This is a genomic window from Enterobacter sp. IF2SW-B1 (assembly GCF_001743375.1).
GTDB classification, from domain to species: Bacteria; Pseudomonadota; Gammaproteobacteria; order Enterobacterales; family Enterobacteriaceae; genus Enterobacter; species Enterobacter bugandensis.
Window position 1 is genome coordinate 66605 of the sequence record NZ_MJAA01000008.1, and the last position, 20746, is coordinate 87350.

The 20746-nt window shown below is 56.8% G+C and carries 18 protein-coding genes; 16 read left to right on the forward strand and 2 right to left on the reverse strand.

The window, feature by feature from the left end:
* From pbpC to A6013_RS16340, 16 genes are all read left to right on the forward strand, one after another.
* Positions 1-2328, forward strand: a complete 2328-nt coding sequence (gene pbpC, locus A6013_RS16265) for a peptidoglycan glycosyltransferase PbpC (protein WP_045630989.1) — start codon at positions 1-3, stop codon at positions 2326-2328.
* An 88-nt stretch (positions 2329-2416) separates the two neighbouring features.
* Positions 2417-4795, forward strand: a complete 2379-nt coding sequence (locus tag A6013_RS16270) for a DMSO/selenate family reductase complex A subunit (RefSeq protein WP_069733428.1) — start codon at positions 2417-2419, stop codon at positions 4793-4795.
* A complete protein-coding gene (locus A6013_RS16275) occupies positions 4792-5421 on the forward strand; it encodes a DMSO/selenate family reductase complex B subunit (protein ID WP_003860631.1) in 630 nt (209 codons plus the stop codon). The genes A6013_RS16270 and A6013_RS16275 overlap by 4 nt, the downstream gene beginning before the upstream one ends.
* Positions 5414-6202, forward strand: a complete 789-nt coding sequence (locus tag A6013_RS16280; protein ID WP_028014064.1) for a DmsC/YnfH family molybdoenzyme membrane anchor subunit — start codon at positions 5414-5416, stop codon at positions 6200-6202. Before A6013_RS16275 ends, A6013_RS16280 begins: the two co-directional genes overlap by 8 nt.
* Positions 6202-7077, forward strand: coding sequence for a 4Fe-4S dicluster domain-containing protein (locus tag A6013_RS16285; RefSeq protein ID WP_069733429.1), 876 nt, complete (start codon positions 6202-6204; stop codon positions 7075-7077). The genes A6013_RS16280 and A6013_RS16285 overlap by 1 nt, the downstream gene beginning before the upstream one ends.
* Positions 7078-7199: 122 nt before the next feature.
* Positions 7200-7631: a nucleoside-diphosphate kinase gene (gene ndk / locus A6013_RS16290; protein WP_003860625.1), complete on the forward strand. Its 432-nt coding sequence runs from the start codon at positions 7200-7202 to the stop codon at positions 7629-7631.
* Positions 7632-7778: 147 nt separating this feature from the next.
* Entirely contained in the window at positions 7779-8945 is a 1167-nt protein-coding gene (locus A6013_RS16295; RefSeq protein WP_069733430.1) for a bifunctional tRNA (adenosine(37)-C2)-methyltransferase TrmG/ribosomal RNA large subunit methyltransferase RlmN, read from the forward strand.
* A gap of 291 nt (positions 8946-9236) precedes the next feature.
* Positions 9237-10244: a cytoskeleton protein RodZ gene (rodZ, locus tag A6013_RS16300; RefSeq protein ID WP_069733431.1), complete on the forward strand. Its 1008-nt coding sequence runs from the start codon at positions 9237-9239 to the stop codon at positions 10242-10244.
* Positions 10245-10270: 26 nt separating this feature from the next.
* Positions 10271-11389 (forward strand): flavodoxin-dependent (E)-4-hydroxy-3-methylbut-2-enyl-diphosphate synthase, encoded by a 1119-nt coding sequence (gene ispG / locus A6013_RS16305; protein WP_025757688.1) that lies wholly within the window; start codon positions 10271-10273, stop codon positions 11387-11389.
* 80 nt (positions 11390-11469) lie between these two features.
* Positions 11470-12744, forward strand: a complete 1275-nt coding sequence (hisS, locus tag A6013_RS16310) for a histidine--tRNA ligase (protein WP_028014060.1) — start codon at positions 11470-11472, stop codon at positions 12742-12744.
* A 13-nt stretch (positions 12745-12757) separates the two neighbouring features.
* On the forward strand, positions 12758-13378 hold the full coding sequence (locus A6013_RS16315; protein WP_028014059.1) for a YfgM family protein: 621 nt from the start codon (positions 12758-12760) through the stop codon (positions 13376-13378).
* A gap of 10 nt (positions 13379-13388) precedes the next feature.
* Positions 13389-14567, forward strand: a complete 1179-nt coding sequence (bamB, locus tag A6013_RS16320) for an outer membrane protein assembly factor BamB (protein WP_069733432.1) — start codon at positions 13389-13391, stop codon at positions 14565-14567.
* 112 nt (positions 14568-14679) lie between these two features.
* Positions 14680-16155 carry a ribosome biogenesis GTPase Der gene (gene der / locus A6013_RS16325; RefSeq protein WP_028014057.1) on the forward strand — a complete coding sequence of 492 codons (1476 nt, stop codon included), beginning with the start codon at positions 14680-14682 and terminating at the stop codon, positions 16153-16155.
* Between the two features lie 300 nt (positions 16156-16455).
* The gene (locus tag A6013_RS16330; RefSeq protein WP_045630992.1) at positions 16456-18000 is read left to right on the forward strand and encodes a peptide MFS transporter; all 1545 of its coding nucleotides are present in this window, start codon (positions 16456-16458) and stop codon (positions 17998-18000) included.
* 58 nt (positions 18001-18058) lie between these two features.
* A complete protein-coding gene (locus A6013_RS16335) occupies positions 18059-19093 on the forward strand; it encodes an oxidoreductase (protein WP_069733433.1) in 1035 nt (344 codons plus the stop codon).
* Between the two features lie 47 nt (positions 19094-19140).
* Entirely contained in the window at positions 19141-19362 is a 222-nt protein-coding gene (locus A6013_RS16340; protein WP_069733434.1) for a zinc ribbon domain-containing protein, read from the forward strand.
* Here A6013_RS16340 and A6013_RS16345 read toward each other — a convergent pair.
* Both A6013_RS16345 and A6013_RS16350 read right to left on the reverse strand, forming a co-directional pair.
* Positions 19359-19709: a protealysin inhibitor emfourin gene (locus A6013_RS16345; RefSeq protein ID WP_028014053.1), complete on the reverse strand. Its 351-nt coding sequence runs from the start codon at positions 19707-19709 to the stop codon at positions 19359-19361. The genes A6013_RS16340 and A6013_RS16345 overlap by 4 nt on opposite strands.
* Positions 19710-20729, reverse strand: a complete 1020-nt coding sequence (locus tag A6013_RS16350; protein ID WP_028014052.1) for a M4 family metallopeptidase — start codon at positions 20727-20729, stop codon at positions 19710-19712.
* Between the last annotated feature and the right edge of the window lie 17 nt (positions 20730-20746).

Here is a 20746-nt window from a genome sequence, read left to right on the forward strand (position 1 = left end):
ATGTTGATAGCGCGTCTGACACGCTCCCGCTGGCTTTGGCTGGCGGGAGCGCTTCTCGTTTTAGGGGGGCTGATTGTCGCCGCAGACCGCCTGTGGCCGCTGCCTCTGAAAGAGGTTAACCCCGCACGAGTTGTGGTGGACGAGAAGGGCGCGCCGCTCTGGCGTTTTGCCGACAGCGAAGGCATCTGGCGCTACCCGGTGACCATTGAAGAGGTTTCTCCCCGTTATCTTGAGGCTCTGATCCAGTACGAAGATCGCTGGTTCTGGGAGCATCCGGGCGTAAACCCGCTCTCTGTCCTGCGCGCCGCCTGGCAGGATCTCAGTTCCGGAAGAGTGGTTTCGGGAGGAAGCACGCTTACCATGCAGGTGGCACGCCTGCTGGATCCGCATCCGCGCACCTTTGGCGGCAAAATTCGCCAGCTCTGGCGGGCGATGCAGCTGGAATGGCACCTCTCTAAGCGTGACATTCTTACGCTCTATCTCAATCGTGCTCCGTTTGGCGGCACGCTGCAGGGCGTGGGAGCAGCAAGCTGGACCTACCTTGGGAAACCCCCGTCGCAGCTGAGCTACTCCGACGCGGCGTTGCTGGCGGTACTGCCGCAGGCACCCAGCCGTCTGCGCCCGGATCGCTGGCCCGAGCGGGCCGAAGCGGCACGCAACAAAGTGCTCGATCGCATGATGATTCAGGGCGTCTGGTCAGCAAAGCAGGTGAAGGAGTCCCGTGAAGAGCCTGTATGGCTGGCTCCCCGGCAGATGCCGCAGCTGGCGCCGCTCTTTGCACGCATGATGCTCGGCAAAAGCCGCGACACAAAGATTGTCACTACGCTGGATGCCGGACTGCAACGGCAGCTGGAAGAGCTGGCGATGAACTGGAAATCCCGCCTGCCGGCACGCAGTTCGCTGGCGATGATCGTGGTCGATCATACCGACATGAAGGTGCGCGGCTGGGTCGGCTCGGTGGATATCAATGATGACACGCGTTTCAGCCATGTGGATATGGTTAACGCGATCCGATCCCCGGGTTCGGTATTGAAACCGTTTATCTACGGTATGGCGCTGGATGATGGCCTGATCCATCCCGCCTCGCTGCTTCAGGACGTGCCCAGAAAAACCGGTGATTATCGCCCGGGAAATTTTGACAGCGGGTTCCACGGGCCGGTCAGCATGAGTGAAGCGCTGGTGCGCTCGCTCAACCTGCCAGCCGTCCAGGTGCTGGAAGCCTACGGTCCCAAACGGTTTGCCGGGATGCTGAGTAACGCAGGCCTGCCGCTGATCCTGCCTGCCGGAGCGCAGCCGAATCTGTCGCTGATCCTGGGTGGCGCAGGCGCGAGGCTGGCAGATATCGCCGCCGCGTACAGCGCCTTTGCAAGGCATGGCAAGGCGGGCCGGCTGCGCTTACAGCCGGGCGACCCGCTAACTGAACGCCCGCTGTTATCGCCAGGTTCGGCGTGGATTATTCGCCGTATTCTGGCGAATGAAGCGCAGCCGCTGCCGGACAGTGCGCTGCCGCAAATTGCGCCGCTGGCGTGGAAAACGGGCACCAGCTATGGCTACCGCGATGCCTGGGCCATCGGTCTGAATGCCCGTTACGTCATCGGCATATGGACCGGACGACCTGACGGCACGCCGGTAGCGGGGCAGTTTGGTTTTGCCAGCGCGGTTCCGCTATTAAACCAGGTGAATAACCTGCTTCAGTCACGCTCGACAATAGACGAGGCCCGCCTGCCGCGCGATCCGCGCCCGGAAAGCGTTGGGCGGGGCGTGATCTGCTGGCCGGGCGGCCAGTCGCTGCCGGAAGGCAGTGAAAACTGTCGGCGTCGTCTTTCGACCTGGCTGCTGGAAGGGAGTGAACCACCCACGCTGCTGCTGCCGGAACAGGAAGGCATTCGCGGCATTCGTTTCCCGGTCTGGCTGGATAAAACGGGCAAGCGTGTGGCGGCAGATTGCCCTGATGCCACAGAAAAAGTTCTCGACGTCTGGCCGCTGCCGCTGGAGCCGTGGCTGCCCGCAGCGGAAAAAAGGGCTGCGCGTCTTCCTGCGAGATCGACGCTCTGCCCGCCGCTGGATAATAACAATGCAGCACCGCTTATGATTTCGGGTATCAGAGAGGGGGCTGTTATTAAGCGACTCCCTGGTGAAGGGAACGTGACGCTATCTGTTATTACGACTGGAGGAGAAGGTGGGCGCTGGTGGTTTTTAAATGGAGAACCGTTAGAAGGCCGCAATAATACTCATTCATTAAAATTATATTTGCCTGGCGAATATCAATTACTTGTAATGGATGACTCAGGACAAACGGCGACGGTGAATTTTGAATTAGACCGTTAAGTGTTACCCCCGAAGAGTTAGTTTGATAATTATCAATATTCGTTCCTGAAAAAAAACGAGAATGCGTTTTTATTTTAAGGAACGAGCAATGAAGAAAAATAAAAATCAGGGAGAGGGGCTTATTCCCGCGCTATCCCGGCGTCATTTTATTCAGGCAGGGTCGGCGCTCGCCGCCCTTCCTTTTGTAGCGACAACAGGTAAAGCACAGCCACAGAGTACGGCGGCAACACACGCGACGCCTGAAGAAAAAGTGGTGCAAACCTGCAGCACGTTTGACTGCGGCGGTAAATGTGATATTCGCGCTCACGTCAGTGAGGGCGTAGTCACAAGAATTTCAACGCGTCCGGATAATGAACTGGATCCTCAAATGCCTGTTATGCGCGCCTGCGTTCGTGGCCGCGCTTATCGGAAATTTGTTTATCATCCCGATCGGCTTAAATATCCAATGAAACGCGTGGGTAAACGTGGCGAAGGAAAATTCGAGCGTATTACCTGGGATGAAGCCACCACGCTTATTGCGAATCAATTAAAAACGATTACGCAAAAATACGGCGCTGCCTCACGCTATGTGCATGTGGGCACTGCGGTATCCGGCGGAACGTTTTCCGGCGATAAAATGGTTCGTCGTCTGCTCAACTTAACCGGCGGCTATCTTGAAAGCTATCACTCGGTCAGTATGGGCAACACGGCGGCAGCCACGCCGTATACCTACGGCACCGCCGCCAGCGGCAGCTCTCTGGACACGCTGCTGGATACCAAACTGGTCATTCTCTGGGGACATAACCCGACGGAAACGATCTTTGGTCACAGCAACTACTTCTATCAGAAGATGAAGCAAAACGGCACACGCTTTATCGTTGTCGATCCGCGCTATTCCGATACGGTTTCCTCCCTGGCTGACCAGTGGATCCCGCTGCTTCCCACAACAGACAACGCCCTGATGGACGCCATGATGTACACGATCGTCACGGAGAATCTGCACGATCGCGACTTCATTCAGCGCTATACCCTGGGCTTTGACGAAGCATCCATGCCGGAAGGCGTTCCGGCCAATGAATCCCTGATGGCTTATCTGAGCGGCGCAAAAGATGGCGTGGCGAAAACGCCCGAGTGGGCAGAGAAAATCACCCACGTGCCTGCGCAGACCATTCGTCAGCTGGCGCGCGACTACGCAACCACCAAACCCGCCGCGCTGATTCAGGGCTGGGGACCGCAGCGCCATAACTGCGGCGAGCGCACCGCGCGCGGCTCGACGTTACTGGCAACGCTGACGGGTAACGTTGGGGTGAAGGGCGGCTGGGCGGCAGGCTATGGCGGCTGCGCTAATCGTAAATTTGCTACCGGGCCGGAGATGCCGGATAACCCGGTAAAAGCCAAAATATCGGTGATGAACTGGGTGCAGGCCGCCGATGATGCTTCTAAGGTAACGGCGGAAGACGGCCTGAAGGATGCAGAGAAGCTGGACAGCAATATCCGCATCCTCTTCTCGCTGGCGGGAAATTATCTGGCTAACCAGAACCCGGATCTGCATCAGGCGACGCGCGTGCTGGAAGACGAGTCGAAAATCGAGTTTATCGTGGCAAGCGATCTGTTTATGACGCCGAGCGCCCGATACGCCGATCTTCTCCTGCCGGAAACCAGCTTTATGGAACGCTGGAATATTGGCGAAACCTGGGGTACGGCAAGCTATCTGATCCTGTCGGAAAAGCTGATTGAACCTGAATTCGAACGCCGTTCAGACTACGACTGGCTGCGGGAAGTTGCTGCTAAGCTTGGCGTCGAACCTGCATTCAGCGAGGGCCGTGACGAAAAAGCGTGGATTGAGCACATCTGGGAGCAGACGCGGCTCTCCATGCCAGATGAAAACCTGCCGGACTTCGCGACGCTACAAAAGACGCGCCAGCATCTTTTCAAAAGCGCGCCGTTCGTCGCTTTTGAAGACAATATTCGCGATCCGCAAAATCATCCGTTCCCGACGCCGTCCGGGAAAATTGAGATCTTCTCGAAGCGTCTGTACGACATGCACCATCCGGAGATTCCGGCGCTGTCGCACTACGTGCCCGCCCACGAAGGGCCGGAAGACGAACTGGCGAAAACCTTCCCGCTGCAGCTGATCACCTGGAAAGGGAAAAACCGTGCTAACTCAACCCAGTACGCCAACCCGTGGCTGATTGAGGCGCAGCAGCAAAAGCTGTGGATCAACCCGCAGGACGCGCAAAAGCGCGGCATTTCCCAGGGGGATACCGTGCGCATTCATAACGCGCGCGGCATTTGTGAAATTCCGGCTGAAGTCACGCCGCGCATCATTCCGGGCGTTGTTGCCATGCAGGCAGGCGCCTGGTGGCAGCCGGACGAACAGGGCGTCGATAAAGGCGGCTGCGCGAACGTGCTCAGCTCTGCCCGTATTACCGCGCTTGCGAAAGGGAATTCCCATCAAACCATGCTGGTGGAGGTAGCTAAAGCATGAGTCAGTTTAAACACTACGCGCCGGTGAGCGATAAACAGCTGGGTTTCTATATTGACTCTTCCCGCTGCTCGGGCTGCAAGGCATGCCAGGTGGCGTGCAAAGACAAAAACAACCTTGAGGTCGGACGTCGTTTCCGTCGCGTATACGAAGTCAACGGCGGGAATTTCATCCCAACCGGGCAGGGCGGCGTTAGCAACAACGTTTTTGCCTACACGCTCTCTATTTCCTGTAACCACTGTGCGGACCCGATCTGCACCAAAAACTGTCCGACCACCGCAATGCACAAGCGTCCGGGCGACGGCATCGTGCGCGTTGATACGGACAAGTGCGTTGGCTGCGGCTACTGCGCGTGGTCTTGCCCTTACGGCGCGCCACAGCTCAACGAGCAGACCGGGCAGATGTCCAAATGCGATTTTTGCGTGGATCTGCAGGCGAAGGGCGAGCAGCCCGTCTGCGTGGCAACCTGTCCGCTTGAGGCGATCAAATTTGGGCCTATTGATGAACTTCGGGCGAAATACGGTGCGGTATGCGATGTGAAGGGCTTGCCTGATTCCTCGATTACAAAACCGAACCTGGTGATCAAAGCGCATCAGGGCGCAGAGAAAGAGGGGAAACGTCATGCATGAGTTACCGCTGCTGATTTTTACGCTGTTCCTGCAGGGATCGGTTGGCGTGACGCTCTGGCTGGCGTTCGGAGGGGCGCATACTACACCGCGTAGCGCGCTGCTGCCTGCCGCTGGGGCGTTTGTACTGGCGAGCCTGGGGCTGCTCGCCTCAGCGCTGCATATGGGCTATCCGCTCAACGCCCTGAACGCGCTACGCCACGTCTCCAGCTCATGGCTGAGCCGCGAGATTATCTTCGCCAGCCTTTACCTGGCGGCGCTTGGCCTCGCCGTGCTGCTGATGTTTTCCAATAAGCCTGGCTGGAAGCTGCTTTTGGCCGTGGCGGGTCTTGTCGGGCTGGTGGACGTGTTCTGCATGGCACAAATCTACATGCACGCGTCCGTGGTGACCTGGCAGCACATTAACACGCTGGTACTGTTTATCGGCTCGGTGGGTATCATCGGTTCAGCCTGCATGGCAGTTGGGATGCGTTCCCAGACTACCCTGCGTGCGGCGGTTGTCATTATCACGCTGGTGGTGCTTGTGCGTCTGGTGATGCAGCCCGTCTGGCTGGCAGACATCACTGCCATGGACAATACCGTGGTGACGTTCCCTCACGCCCCGCTACGGATGCTCGAACAGCTGCGCGCGGTACATCTGCTGAGCTGGTGCGTGTCCGTTGCAGGTATGCTCTGCTTTGCTGCGGGCGGCCTGAAAGCGGCGCGCGGCACGCTGCTGCTGGGCAGCGCCTTGCTGATTGTGGGTGAGCTGATGCTGCGCTTCGTTTTCTTCAGTATTGGCTGATGGGCAGATTGACGTTTGCCCCGGCGATGGACGTGACGCATGCGTGCGTCCGTCGCCGTTTTCGCCACGCTTCCTGCTGCGCCTGCGCGGACGTTTGTCCAGCGCAGGCTTTTTCTTTTACGGAAACCGGCGTCTCGGTTGATGAAAATCGCTGTATTGAATGCGGTGACTGCCTGTTCGTCTGCCCCTCCGGGGCCATTACCGGCATCGCGCCGCGAAAGCGATTTCTGCGTGGAGATACCCTTGTTGGGCCTTTTACTGAACGCGCACCTGGGGTGAATGAACTGCTGCTGTGGCACGCGCAACGCCAGGTTCGTTTTATCAGTATCGACGCAGAGCAATACCCTGACTGGCTGCTGGCGCTTGCCCGGCTTAATCTTGCGCTTCGTCGCCGTGGTGAAGCGGAGTGGGGGTTTAAGCTCATACCGATCGGCGAGGTGAATATCGCTCGCCGTGCGCTGATGTACGTTCCCCGCGAGGATGTAAAAGCCTGTCGCGTTTCCCCGGGGCCGCGGGAGCTGCGCAGGGCATTCTCGACGTTTAGCGAGTCAGATATCGCACTCGATATTAATAAGTGCGTGCTGTGTGGTGCGTGCTGGCGAAGCTGCCCGGAAAACGCGATTCGGTTTGAGAACGCCGCGCTGGTGGTGGAGACCGGGCGCTGTACCGGCTGCGGTGGCTGTGAGGCAGTATGTCAGCACGAGGCCATAAACGTCGCAGAAACAGATGGACCGGCAAAAAACGTGTCCACTCCCGCATATAAAGCAGTTTGCCTGACGTGCCAGCGCCAGTTCTGGTCATTTACGCCTGATGAAAAGCAGTGCCCGCTCTGTTTACGCCATCAACACGGTATGCGAAATCCGGCCTGTTGCTAATCTTCGTCTCATTTTAAAAAAATGTTATGCAGAACCATAGGCAATGGCGCTATTGCTCTTTATAATCCGCGCCACACCATACTCAGGTATGCAAAACAACAGAACATTTTACAGAGGTTATCATGGCTATTGAACGTACTTTTTCCATCATCAAACCAAACGCGGTGGCAAAAAACGTTATTGGCAGCATCTTCGCTCGCTTTGAATCAGCAGGGTTTAAGATCGTTGGCACCAAAATGCTGCACCTGACCGTTGAGCAGGCTCGCGGTTTCTACGCTGAGCACGAAGGTCGTCCATTCTTTGACGGCCTGGTGGAGTTCATGACCTCCGGTCCAATCGTGGTCTCCGTGCTGGAAGGCGAAAACGCAGTACAGCGTCACCGCGATCTGCTGGGTGCAACCAACCCGGACAACGCGCTGGCAGGTACCCTGCGCGCTGACTACGCGGACAGCTTCACCGAGAACGGCACCCACGGTTCCGACTCCGTTGAGTCTGCCGCGCGCGAAATCGCGTTCTTCTTCGCTGAAGGCGAAGTGTGCCCGCGCACTCGCTAATAATTTCGTAAATGCCGCGTGCAAACGTGGCATCCCTGCGCCAGACTTTGTACAATGCAACGCCCCGGACGAGCAGACCGCTTTCCGGGGCGTTTCTTTTCAACCCACCAAGGGCCACAACGTGTAACAACGAGGCCGGAAAAAATTATGTCTGAACTAGTGAATACCTCCGAAGTCGCCATTCCTGCGGTTCCCAATAAAAATGGAAAAATTAACCTGCTGGACCTGAACCGTCAGCAGATGCGCGAGTTCTTTAAAGATATGGGTGAGAAGCCGTTTCGTGCCGATCAGGTAATGAAATGGATGTACCACTACTGCAGCGACAACTTTGATGAGATGACCGACATCAACAAAGTGCTGCGCAACAAGCTCAAAGAAGTGGCTGAAATCCGCGCGCCGGAAGTGGTGGAAGAGCAGCGCTCGGCAGACGGCACCATCAAATGGGCGATTGCCGTAGGCGATCAGCGCGTTGAAACCGTCTACATCCCGGAAGACGATCGTGCCACGCTGTGCGTCTCTTCTCAGGTGGGCTGTGCGCTGGAGTGCAAATTCTGCTCTACGGCTCAGCAAGGTTTTAACCGTAACCTTCGCGTGTCTGAAATCATCGGTCAGGTCTGGCGCGCCGCGAAAATCGTGGGTGCAGCAAAAGTGACCGGCACGCGTCCAATCACCAACGTGGTAATGATGGGGATGGGCGAACCGCTGCTGAACCTGACCAACGTGGTGCCGGCGATGGAAATCATGCTGGATGACTTCGGTTTTGGCCTGTCCAAGCGCCGCGTGACGCTGTCTACCTCAGGCGTTGTGCCTGCGCTGGATAAGCTCGGCGACATGATTGACGTTGCGCTGGCTATCTCCCTGCACGCGCCAAACGATGAAATTCGTGACGAAATTGTACCGATTAACAAAAAGTACAATATCGAAACCTTCCTCGCTGCCGTGCGTCGCTACCTGGAGAAATCCAACGCAAACCAGGGCCGCGTCACCATCGAGTACGTGATGCTTGACCACGTCAACGACGGTACTGAGCACGCGCATCAGCTGGCTGAACTGCTGAAGGATACGCCATGCAAAATCAACCTGATCCCATGGAACCCGTTCCCGGGCGCGCCGTATGGCCGTAGCTCGAACAGCCGTATCGACCGTTTCTCCAAGGTGCTGATGGAGTATGGTTTCACCACCATCGTGCGTAAAACCCGCGGTGATGATATTGATGCTGCATGCGGACAGTTGGCCGGTGACGTCATTGACCGTACCAAACGTACCCTGCGTAAACGCATGCAGGGTAAGACCATTGCAGTTAAAGCTGTTTGATTATTATGCATCACGGCGCATTATCTACGCTGTGATGCATAATCTGACTGAATAATCAGTCAGATTCGTGACGTTTGATTAATAATTACGGTGCGTTTCATATGAGTTTCGGGCAGTATGTAACGACGTAACAACAGTTTAGCCACGCGGGCAGAGCTGCACTGTCATCTACCGGCTGACAGTCTTATACTGTCTGTTCAAGGTTAACTGACCTGAAGTTTCGCGGTGCGGGCGGCATTGTGACTCACCGGCACCTGAACCCTTTTTTTCACGTACCAGTAGTTGTAGCGAATGAATACTGAAGCCACTCACGACCAACATGAAGCACTCTCCACTGGCGTTCGTCTTCGCAACGCCCGTGAACAACTCGGACTCAGCCAGCAAGCTGTTGCAGAACGCTTGTGCCTGAAAGTTTCCACGGTTCGCGATATTGAAGAAGATAAGGCGCCTGCCGATCTGGCTTCAACATTTCTGCGCGGCTATATCCGCTCTTACGCAAAACTGGTGCACATCCCCGAAAACGAATTACTGCCAATGATGGAGAAGCAGGCACCGGTTCGTGCAGCAAAAGTTGCCCCGATGCAAACTTTCTCCCTGGGGAAACGTCGGAAAAAACGTGATGGCTGGCTGATGAGCTTTACCTGGCTGGTGCTGTTTGTTGTTGTAGGCCTGACCGGCGCATGGTGGTGGCAAAACCACAAGGCGCAGCAGGAAGAGATCACCACGATGGCCGATCAATCCTCCGCTGAACTCAATCAGGCGAGCAATGGTGGTGCCCAGAGCGTTCCGCTGAACACCGACGGTGCGGCGGCCTCAAGCGAGCCGCAAACAACGGCTCCGGCAACCGATGCAGCACAGGCTCCGGCCGCAACGGCGAACACCGCTGCGCCTCAGGCTCAGGATCAAAACGCGGTCGTCGCCCCTTCTCAGGCAAATGTCGATACTGCGGCGAACGTCCCTGCAGCGACTCAGTCGGCGAACAACGCCGCAGCGTCCCTGCCGACCGACCCGGCGGCAACCGCCGCGCCAGCCGCCGATCCAAATGCGCTGGTGATGAACTTCACGGCTGACTGTTGGCTGGAAGTGACTGACGCGACAGGTAAAAAACTGTTCAGCGGCCTGCAGCGGAAAGATGGCACGTTAAACCTAACGGGTCAGGCACCTTACAAACTTAAAATCGGCGCTCCGGCAGCGGTACAGATCCAGTATCAAGGAAAACCTGTCGACCTGAGCCGCTTTATCAGAACTAACCAGGTTGCACGTCTTACCGTTAATGCCGAACAATCAGCAGCACAGTAACAGACGGGCAACGCGGGAGATTTTTCATGCATAACCAGGCTCCGATTCAACGTAGAAAATCGAAACGGATTTACGTTGGGAATGTGCCAGTCGGCGATGGGGCACCTATCGCCGTCCAGTCGATGACCAATACGCGCACCACGGATGTGGAAGCAACGGTCAACCAAATCAAAGCATTAGAGCGTGTAGGTGCGGACATTGTCCGCGTCTCAGTGCCCACGATGGATGCCGCTGAGGCGTTCAAGCTGATCAAACAGCAGGTCAGCGTGCCGCTGGTTGCAGATATCCACTTCGACTACCGTATCGCGCTGAAAGTTGCTGAATACGGCGTTGATTGCCTGCGTATTAACCCGGGCAACATCGGCAATGAAGAACGCATTCGCATGGTGGTTGACTGCGCCCGCGACAAAAACATTCCAATCCGTATCGGCGTAAACGCCGGCTCTCTGGAAAAAGATCTGCAGGAAAAATATGGCGAGCCAACGCCGCAGGCGCTGCTCGAATCCGCCATGCGTCACGTCGATCATCTGGATCGTCTTAACTTCGATCAGTTCAAGGTCAGCGTAAAAGCCTCTGACGTTTTCCTGGCCGTTGAATCGTATCGCCTGCTGGCAAAACAGATCGATCAGCCTCTGCATCTCGGGATCACCGAAGCGGGCGGCCTGCGTAGCGGTTCGGTGAAGTCTGCGATCGGCCTGGGCCTGCTGCTCTCCGAAGGGATCGGCGACACCCTGCGCGTCTCGCTGGCGGCGGATCCGGTAGAAGAGATCAAGGTCGGTTTCGATATTCTGAAATCGCTGCGTATCCGCTCGCGTGGGATCAACTTCATTGCCTGCCCAACCTGTTCGCGTCAGGAATTTGACGTGATCGGCACGGTGAATGCCCTGGAGCAGCGTCTGGAAGACATCATCACCCCGATGGACGTCTCCATCATCGGCTGTGTCGTGAATGGTCCGGGTGAAGCGCTGGTCTCAACCCTGGGCGTAACCGGCGGTAACAAGAAAAGTGGTCTCTATGAAGATGGCGTTCGTAAAGATCGTCTGGATAATAGTGACATGATTGACCAGCTTGAAGCCCGCATCCGCGCCAAAGCCGCGATGATGGACGAGACACAGCGAATCAGCGTTCAGCAGGTTGAAAAATAACGTGATGGGAAGCGTGCCGCTTCCCATGTATGATTGAACCCATTCTTTGGGTTTTTTTTGTATATAGAAAGAGAATAAACGTGGCAAAAAACATTCAAGCCATCCGCGGCATGAACGATTACCTGCCTGGCGAAACCGCCATCTGGCAGCGCATTGAAGGCACGCTGAAGCAGGTGCTCGGCAGCTACGGTTACAGCGAAATCCGTTTGCCGATTGTAGAGCAGACCCCGTTATTCAAACGCGCGATCGGTGAAGTGACCGACGTGGTTGAAAAAGAGATGTACACCTTTGAGGACCGCAACGGCGACAGCCTGACCCTGCGTCCCGAAGGTACGGCGGGCTGCGTACGCGCCGGCATCGAACATGGTCTTCTGTACAATCAGGAGCAGCGCCTGTGGTATATCGGCCCGATGTTCCGCCACGAACGTCCGCAGAAAGGTCGTTATCGCCAGTTCAACCAGCTGGGTGTGGAAGTCTTTGGCCTGCAGGGCCCGGACATCGATGCCGAACTGATTATGCTGACCGCTCGCTGGTGGCGCGCCCTCGGTATCTCTGAGCACGTTTCGCTGGAACTGAACTCAATCGGTTCTCTGGAAGCGCGCGCTAACTACCGCGATGCGCTGGTGGCGTTCCTGGAGCAGCATAAAGAGAAGCTGGACGAAGACTGCAAACGTCGCATGTACAGCAACCCGCTGCGCGTGCTGGATTCCAAAAACCCTGATGTTCAGGCACTGCTGAACGATGCCCCTGCGCTGGGTGACTACCTGGACGACGAGTCTCGCGAACACTTTACCGGCCTGTGCAAGCTGCTCGAAGCGGCGGGCATTGCCTACACCGTGAACCAGCGTCTGGTGCGCGGTCTGGACTACTACAACCGCACCGTGTTTGAGTGGGTAACCACCAGCCTCGGTTCTCAGGGCACCGTGTGTGCCGGCGGCCGTTATGACGGTCTGGTTGAGCAACTGGGTGGTCGTGCGGCGCCTGCGGTTGGCTTCGCGATGGGTCTTGAGCGACTTGTTTTGCTGGTTCAGGCAGTTAATCCGGAATTTAAAGCAGATTCCGTTGTCGATATATACCTGGTGGCTTCAGGCGCGGAAACGCAGTCTGCGGCGATGCAGCTTGCCGAACGCGTGCGCGATGCGCTGCCGGGCGTTAAGCTGATGACCAACCATGGCGGCGGCAACTTCAAAAAACAGTTTGCTCGTGCCGATAAGTGGGGCGCAAGTATTGCACTGGTGCTGGGCGAGTCCGAAGTGGCTAACGGCGAAGTGGTAGTAAAAGACCTGCGCTCTGGTGAGCAGACAACGGTAACGCAGGACGGCGTTGCGGCGCACTTGCGCACTCTATTGGGCTAAGGAGAAAGACGGCGTGGAAATGTACGAGAACGAACACGATCAGGTCGACGCGATTAAACGCTTCTTTGCTGAAAACGGCAAAGCGCTGGTTGTTGGGGTTATTTTAGGTGTGGGTGCGCTGGTGGGCTGGCGTTACTGGAACAACCATCAGGCGGATTCCGCGCGCGGCGCGTCCCTGTCCTATGAAAATACCGTTAGCGCGATTCGTGCCGACCAGCCGCAAACGCTGGCTGCGGCAGAGAAATTTGCCGCTGACAACAAAAACACCTACGGTGCACTGGCAGCGCTGGAAGTGGCTCAGCAGTACGTTGATAAAAACGAACTGGATAAAGCCGCTGCTCAGCTGTCTCAGGGCCTTGCTGCTGCCAGCGATGAAAACCTGAAAGCGGTGATCAATCTGCGCCTGGCACGTATTCAGGTTCAGCAGAAAAAAGCTGACGACGCGCTGAAAACGCTCGATACCATCAAAGGCGAAGGTTTTGCTGCCATCGTTGCCGATCTGCGCGGTGAAGCACTGCTGAGCAAAGGTGACAAAGCGGGCGCGCGTAAAGCGTGGCAAGCTGGCGTAGAGAGCAAAGCGTCACCTGCGCTGAGCGAAATGATGCAGATGAAAATAAATAATTTGTCCGTCTGAGAGGGACCCGATGCAATTGCGTAAATTACTTCTGCCAGGACTGCTTTCTGTTACGTTATTAAGTGGTTGTTCACTGTTCAGTGGCGAAGAAGACGTTGTGAAAATGTCCCCACTGCCGACGGTTGAAAACCAGTTTACCCCATCCACCGCGTGGGATGTCTCCGTGGGCAGTGGGATTGGTGATTTCTATTCCAACCTTCATCCTGCGTATGCAGACAGCGTTGTCTATGCCGCTGACCGCAAAGGTACCGTGAAAGCGGTGAACGCCGATGACGGGAAAGAAGTGTGGTCCGTTAACCTGGCGGAAAAAGACGGCTGGTTCTCCCGTAAACCTGCACTGCTGTCTGGCGGCCTGACCGTTTCCGGTGGGCATGTCTACGTGGGCAGCGAAAAAGCGCAGGTTTACGCGCTGAATGCCAGCGATGGTTCTGTTGCATGGCAGACCGCCGTAGCCGGTGAATCCTTGTCACGTCCGGTCGTGAGCGATGGCCTGGTGCTGATTCATACCAGCAACGGCCAGCTGCAGGCGCTGAACGAAGCGGACGGCCTGGTAAAATGGACCGTTAACCTGGATATGCCTGCGCTCTCTCTGCGCGGTGAATCCGCACCTGCAACCGCATTTGGCGCTGCCATTGTGGGCGGTGACAACGGTCGCGTGAGTGCCGTGCTGATGCAGCAGGGCCAGATGATCTGGCAGCAGCGTATCTCGCAGGCCACTGGCTCAACGGAAATCGACCGCCTGAGCGACGTAGACACTACTCCGGTTATCGTTGATGGTGTGGTTTACGCCCTGGCCTATAACGGCAACCTGACCGCGCTGGACCTGCGCAGCGGCCAGATCATGTGGAAACGTGAGCTGGGCTCTGTGAATGATTTCATCGTGGACGGTAACCGCATCTATATGGTTGACCAGAACGATCGCCTGCTGGCGCTGAGCACCGAAGGCGGCGTGACGCTGTGGACGCAAAGCGATCTGCTGTACCGTCTGCTGACCGCGCCAGTGCTGTACAACGGTAGCCTGGTGGTTGGCGACAGCGAAGGCTATATGCACTGGGTTGATCCAGAGAATGGCCGCTTCGTGGCGCAGCAGAAAGTGGACGGTTCAGGCTTCCTGACCGACCCGGTTGTGGCTGACGGCAAACTGCTGATTCAGGCAAAAGACGGCACGCTGTACGCGATCACGCGTTAATTACCCGGCGGTTGTAGTATACTAAACGGCTCCTGTTCACTCAGGAGCCGTTTTGACATTTTTAAAAACGCCGCGAATGCGACGTTTATTTGAATTTTATGAGGCTTCAAACATGGTACCTGTGGTCGCGCTTGTCGGGCGCCCTAACGTTGGAAAATCCACTCTTTTTAACCGTTTAACACGCACCCGTGATGCGCTGGTTGCGGATTTCCCGGGGCTGACGCGTGACCGTAAGTACGGTCGTGCAGAGGTGGAAGGACGCGAGTTCATCTGTATTGATACCGGCGGTATTGATGGCACAGAAGACGGCGTTGAAACCCGCATGGCGGAACAGTCCTTGCTGGCGATTGAAGAAGCGGATGTCGTACTGTTCATGGTGGATGCGCGCGCTGGCCTGATGCCGGCGGACTCCGCAATCGCTAAGCACCTGCGTTCTCGCGAAAAGCCAACTTTCCTGGTGGCGAACAAAACTGACGGCATCGATGCCGATCAGGCTATCGCGGACTTCTGGTCTCTGGGCATGGGGGATATCCACCCGATTGCGGCATCGCATGGTCGCGGTGTGACCAGCCTGCTGGAAACCGTTCTGCTGCCGTGGGTGGACGAAGTGAACCCGCCGGAAGAGGTGGACGAAGACGCCGCATACTGGGCGCAGTTCGAAGACGGTGAAGAGGGCGAAGAAGAAGAGCCTGAGGATGACTTCAACCCGCAGGATCTGCCGATCAAGCTGGCTATCGTCGGTCGTCCAAACGTAGGTAAGTCTACGCTTACTAACCGTATTCTGGGTGAAGAGCGCGTGGTGGTTTACGACATGCCGGGCACTACGCGTGACAGCATCTACATCCCGATGCAGCGCGATGAACGTGAGTATGTCCTTATCGACACCGCCGGTGTACGTAAGCGCGGAAAAATCACCGACGTGGTGGAAAAATTCTCCGTTATCAAAACCCTGCAGGCGATTGAAGATGCCAACGTGGTGCTGCTGGTCATCGACGCGCGCGAAGGTATCTCCGATCAGGATCTCTCTCTGCTCGGCTTTATCCTCAATAGTGGGCGCTCACTGGTCATCGTCGTCAACAAGTGGGACGGCCTGAGCAATGAAGTGCGCGAGCAGGTGAAAGAGACCCTGGACTTCCGTCTGGGCTTTATCGACTTTGCCCGCGTGCACTTTATCTCTGCGCTGCACGGCAGCGGCGTCGGTAACCTGTTCGAATCCGTGCGTGAAGCCTACGACAGCTCCACCCGTCGTCAGAGCACCGCCATGCTGACCCGTATCATGAATATGGCTGCAGAAGATCACCAGCCGCCGCTGGTGCGCGGTCGTCGCGTGAAGCTGAAATATGCCCACGCCGGTGGCTATAACCCGCCAATCGTGGTGATTCACGGCAACCAGGTGAAAGACCTGCCGGATTCCTACAAGCGCTACCTGATGAACTACTTCCGTAAATCGCTGGACGTGATGGGCACGCCTATTCGTATCCAGTTCAAGGAAGGGGAAAACCCGTTCGCCAACAAGCGCAACACCCTGACGCCGAACCAGATGCGTAAGCGTAAGCGTTTGATTAAGCACATTAAGAAAAGCAAATAATCATTGCCGATCTCACAAAGGCCCGCGTTTATCGCGGGCTTTTTTTTGGCCCAATCATACCGTCGGTTCTCTCTGTGTGAAGTCAATCACTATTCACTCCCAACCATCTTTAAATCCAGAAAAGTAGACAATCGTCGAATTTTCATCTTAAAGTCCCTGGTCCGGTACTAGACAAAACTAGCGACTGGTTATCAAATGGTTAACTAACTTTTCGCCGCATGTAAAAAATCGGTCAGATACGTAACTGGCCGGCGTACCTGCTGGTGTTTACAAGCACGACACATACCTTTCGGGAGAATTATGCAATCCTCTGTTAATCACAAAGAGAGCCGAACCTTCTTCGGCCATCCTTATCCGCTCGGTTCGCTGTTCTTTACCGAGATGTGGGAGCGTTTCTCGTTCTACGGCATTCGCCCGCTGCTGATCCTGTTTATGGCCGCCACCGTCTATGACGGCGGGATGGGGCTGGCGCGCGAAAACGCCTCGGCGATTGTCGGTATTTTTGCCGGTACCATGTACCTGGCCGCGCTGCCGGGCGGCTGGCTGGCGGATAACTGGCTCGGCCAGCAGAGAGCCGTCTGGTACGGTTCGATTCTGATCGCGCTCGGCCACCTGTCGATTGCGCTGTCGGCCATCATGGGCAACAACCTGTTCTTTATCGGCCTGATGTTCATCGTGCTCGGCTCTGGCCTGTTCAAAACCTGTATCTCGGTGATGGTCGGCACCCTGTATAAAAAAGGCGATGCGCGTCGTGACGGCGGTTTCTCGCTGTTCTACATGGGCATTAATATGGGCTCGTTCATCGCCCCGCTGATTTCCGGCTGGCTGATAAAAACCCACGGCTGGCACTGGGGCTTTGGTATTGGCGGCATCGGGATGCTGGTGGCGCTGATTATCTTCCGCGTGTTTGCGGTTCCGGCGATGAAGCGCTACGACAGCGAAGTCGGTCTGGACTCGACATGGAACAGCCCGGTGGTGAAGCGCAACGGCGTGGGCGTCTGGCTGCTGGCGCTGGCGGCAGGCGTGGCAACGCTCGTGACGCTGATCGCGCAGGGCGTGATTGTCATTAACCCGGTCGCGGTAGCCAGCGTGCTGGTCTACGTAATTGCGGCGTCCGTTGCCCTCTACTTCATTTACCTGTTCATCTTCGCGGGCCTGAACCGTAAAGAGCGCGCCAGGCTGCTGGTCTGCTTTATTCTGCTGGTCTCCGCTGCGTTCTTCTGGTCCGCGTTTGAGCAGAAGCCAACCTCGTTCAACCTGTTTGCCAACGACTACACTAACCGCATGATCGGTGATTTTGAAATTCCGGCGGTATGGTTCCAGTCGATCAACGCCCTGTTCATCATCCTGCTGGCCCCGGTGTTCAGCTGGGCATGGCCAAAGCTCGCGAGCATGAACATTCGCCCGAGCAGCATCACCAAGTTTGTTATCGGTATTCTGTGTGCGGCAGCGGGCTTTGGCCTGATGATGCTGGCGGCACAGAACGTGCTAAGCAACGGCGGGGCGGGCGTGTCGCCGTTCTGGCTGGTGGGCAGTATCTTAATGCTGACGCTGGGTGAGCTGTGCCTGAGCCCGATCGGTCTGGCGACCATGACCCTGCTGGCGCCGGAGAGAATGCGCGGCCAGATGATGGGGCTGTGGTTCTGCGCCAGCGCGCTGGGTAACCTGGCGGCGGGCCTGATTGGCGGTCACGTGAAGGCCGACCAGCTGGATATGCTGCCGGATCTCTTCGCGCGCTGCTCCATCGCGCTGCTGATTTGTGCCGCAGTGCTGATCGTCCTCATTGTTCCGGTGCGCCGCATGCTGGAAAATGCGCAAACTAAACCGGCAGCTAGCGCCTCATAAACCTCAGTGTGCCGGGGCAGGCGTTATGCCCCGGCACTGTACTTCCTGAGGTGAAACCATGCAGTTAGGATTTGTTGGTCTTGGTGCGGTAGTGGAAACAGCGTATCTGCCCGCACTACGTAATCTGTTCGATGGCGCTGTTCGTTGTTTCGGCTTTGATGTTCTCCCCGCAAAGCACCCTGAAGGCGTTACGCGCTGCGCCTCGCTTGCTGCGCTTTTAGCCACCCCGCTGGATACCCTTTTTATTACCACCGCATCGCTGCACCACCTTGAGGTGCTTGAGCTGGCGATTGCCTCGCCGGTTCCGCGGATTGTGATTGAAAAACCGATTGTCGCCACGCTTCCTCAAATCGAAAAACTCAACGCGCTGCTGGCACCGCCCGGCGTGGCGTCCCGCGTGCTGGCGCTCGACCACTGGATGGCGCGCATCGAAACGGTGAAGCGGTCGCTGGTCGGCCATGTATCTGACATTGCCAGAATCGAAGGTTTTTTGCAGGAGCCGAGCGGATATAACGCCGCAGGGGAACCCATCGCGCTCAATTTCGCGACCGGAGAACCGGATACCAGAACGCTTCGCCACCCGGACGGCGTGATTCTGGATATCGGAACGCACGTGCTGGCGATGCTGCGTGAAACGCTGCGCTATCTGGGCGGTCAGGACGATATGACGCTGCAGGTGATAACGGCTAAAGACCGCCTGGGCCACGATATCGCAAAGGGTGACCAGACCACCGCGGAAGGCGAGGCGCACTTGCAGGGAACCATCAGTGGCGTGCCGGTGGGCATCTGGCTTAATAAATACGCGGGACCCGCGGGCGGGCAAAAGGGCCTGCGTCTCTATTTACGCGACGGCCGCATTATCAACTACGACCGACGCGGCGCGGAAGATGTGCTGGAGCTAGTTAAAGGTAAGAATATTCAGCGCTGGCATATCCCCGGCACGATCTACGAACGCTGTCTTGCCGGTCATATTCTTGGCGCATACAGTCTGTTTGAGCGCGATCCGCAGGAGGTGAGCCGCACAACGCGCCGCAGGATCGATGAGGTGGCGCTGCTGCTGACCTTGCAGCAACAGTTGCGTGGCCCGCACTGAAGACGTGGTAAAATTATCGCAGACCTGAACGCCCTGAAGGAGACACCATGACCATTACCTGCCCGGATTGCAAGGCACAGCTTGAACCCCTGAACGGGGCGGCGCACTGCGACAGCTGTAATAAAGATATTGCGCTCGAAGCCCGCTGCCCGGAGTGCCATCAGCCACTCCAGGTCTTAAAGGCCTGCGGGGCGGTGGACTATTTCTGCCAGAACGGCCACGGCTTAATTTCTAAAAAGCGCGTGGAGTTTGTTCCGGCCGAAGATTAATCGCACACGCAGTCTTCGCCTTTTTTCCACAGCTCGACCAGCGACTCGGGCGCTTCCTGCTCGGGTACCAGCACGATGATATCGGCGTAGTGCGCCTGATTTTGGCCGGTCCAGATAATCTGGATGCGGAAATAGCGCTGGTCACCGCTACCGGGTGACGACGTCTGACCCGGCGGCTGACCGCGTGGAAAGGCCTGCTCAAGGATGCTCACCAGGCGCTGGCGCTGGGCCTCATTAAGCGAGGAGAGCGCGATGGTACGCTGGCCGCTCAGCTTAGGAATAAAAGCGACGCCGCCTTCCCGGGCCAGCTCAACCACGGCGTCATCCGTCAGTTCCGGAACCTGCATTTACAGCACTCCCACCTGTTCCCAGGCCTGTTTTATCGCCGCCCCAACGTCGCTACCGGAGCGTTTCTCTCCGTGCGCTATCGTCAGTTTTGCAAAGGCATCAAAATCCGCATCCTGCGCCAGATTGCGATCGCAAACCGTGTCGTACCAGGCATAACCGGCTTTTTCCCAGGCGTAACCGCCGATCGCCGTCGCGGCCAGGTAAAACGCCCGGTTGGGAATGCCGGAGTTAAGATGGACGCCGCCGTTATCCTCGCGCGTTTTGATGAAATCTTTCATGTGCGCGGGCTGCGGGTCTTTGCCGAGCAGGGGATCGTCGTAGGCGGTGCCGGGTTCAGACATGGAGCGCAGCCCTTTGCCGTTAATGCCCGCGGCCAGCAGCCCTTCACCAATCAACCAGTCTGCTTTATCGGCGGTTTGCTTGAGATGGTACTGTTTCACCAGCGAACCAAACACGTCTGACAGGGACTCATTCAGCGCGCCTGACTGTTCGAAATAGATTAGCCCGGCTTCGGTCTCGGTGACGCCGTGGCTCAGCTCGTGCGCCACCACGTCGATGGCAATCGTAAAGCGGTTAAAGATCTCCCCGTCGCCGTCGCCAAACACCATCTGCTGACCGTTCCAGAAGGCGTTCTGATATTCCCGGCCATAGTGAACGGTGCCGGTCAAAATCAGCCCCTTATTATCGAGCGAATCGCGCTGATATTCTTTCCAGAAGAAATCATGGGTGATACCCAAATAATCGTACGCCTCGTCCACGGCCACATCGCCATTCGACGGCTGGCCTTCGTAACGCACCTGGGTACCCGGCAGCTCCTGGGTCTGTTTCGCATCGTAGATATCGCGCTCAAGCTGACCGGCTTTATTCACGTGCGGCGCGGCGGGTTTGCCCGGCATATGCGCCATCAGCGTCTGGACGTGGGTTAAGGTCTGACGGGCATAGCGCTGCTGCGGTTCGGAACCGCTTTCGATAATACGACGAAGAATATAAGGGGGAATAACGCTACGAAGATGGGACATGCTGCTCTCCTTATTAA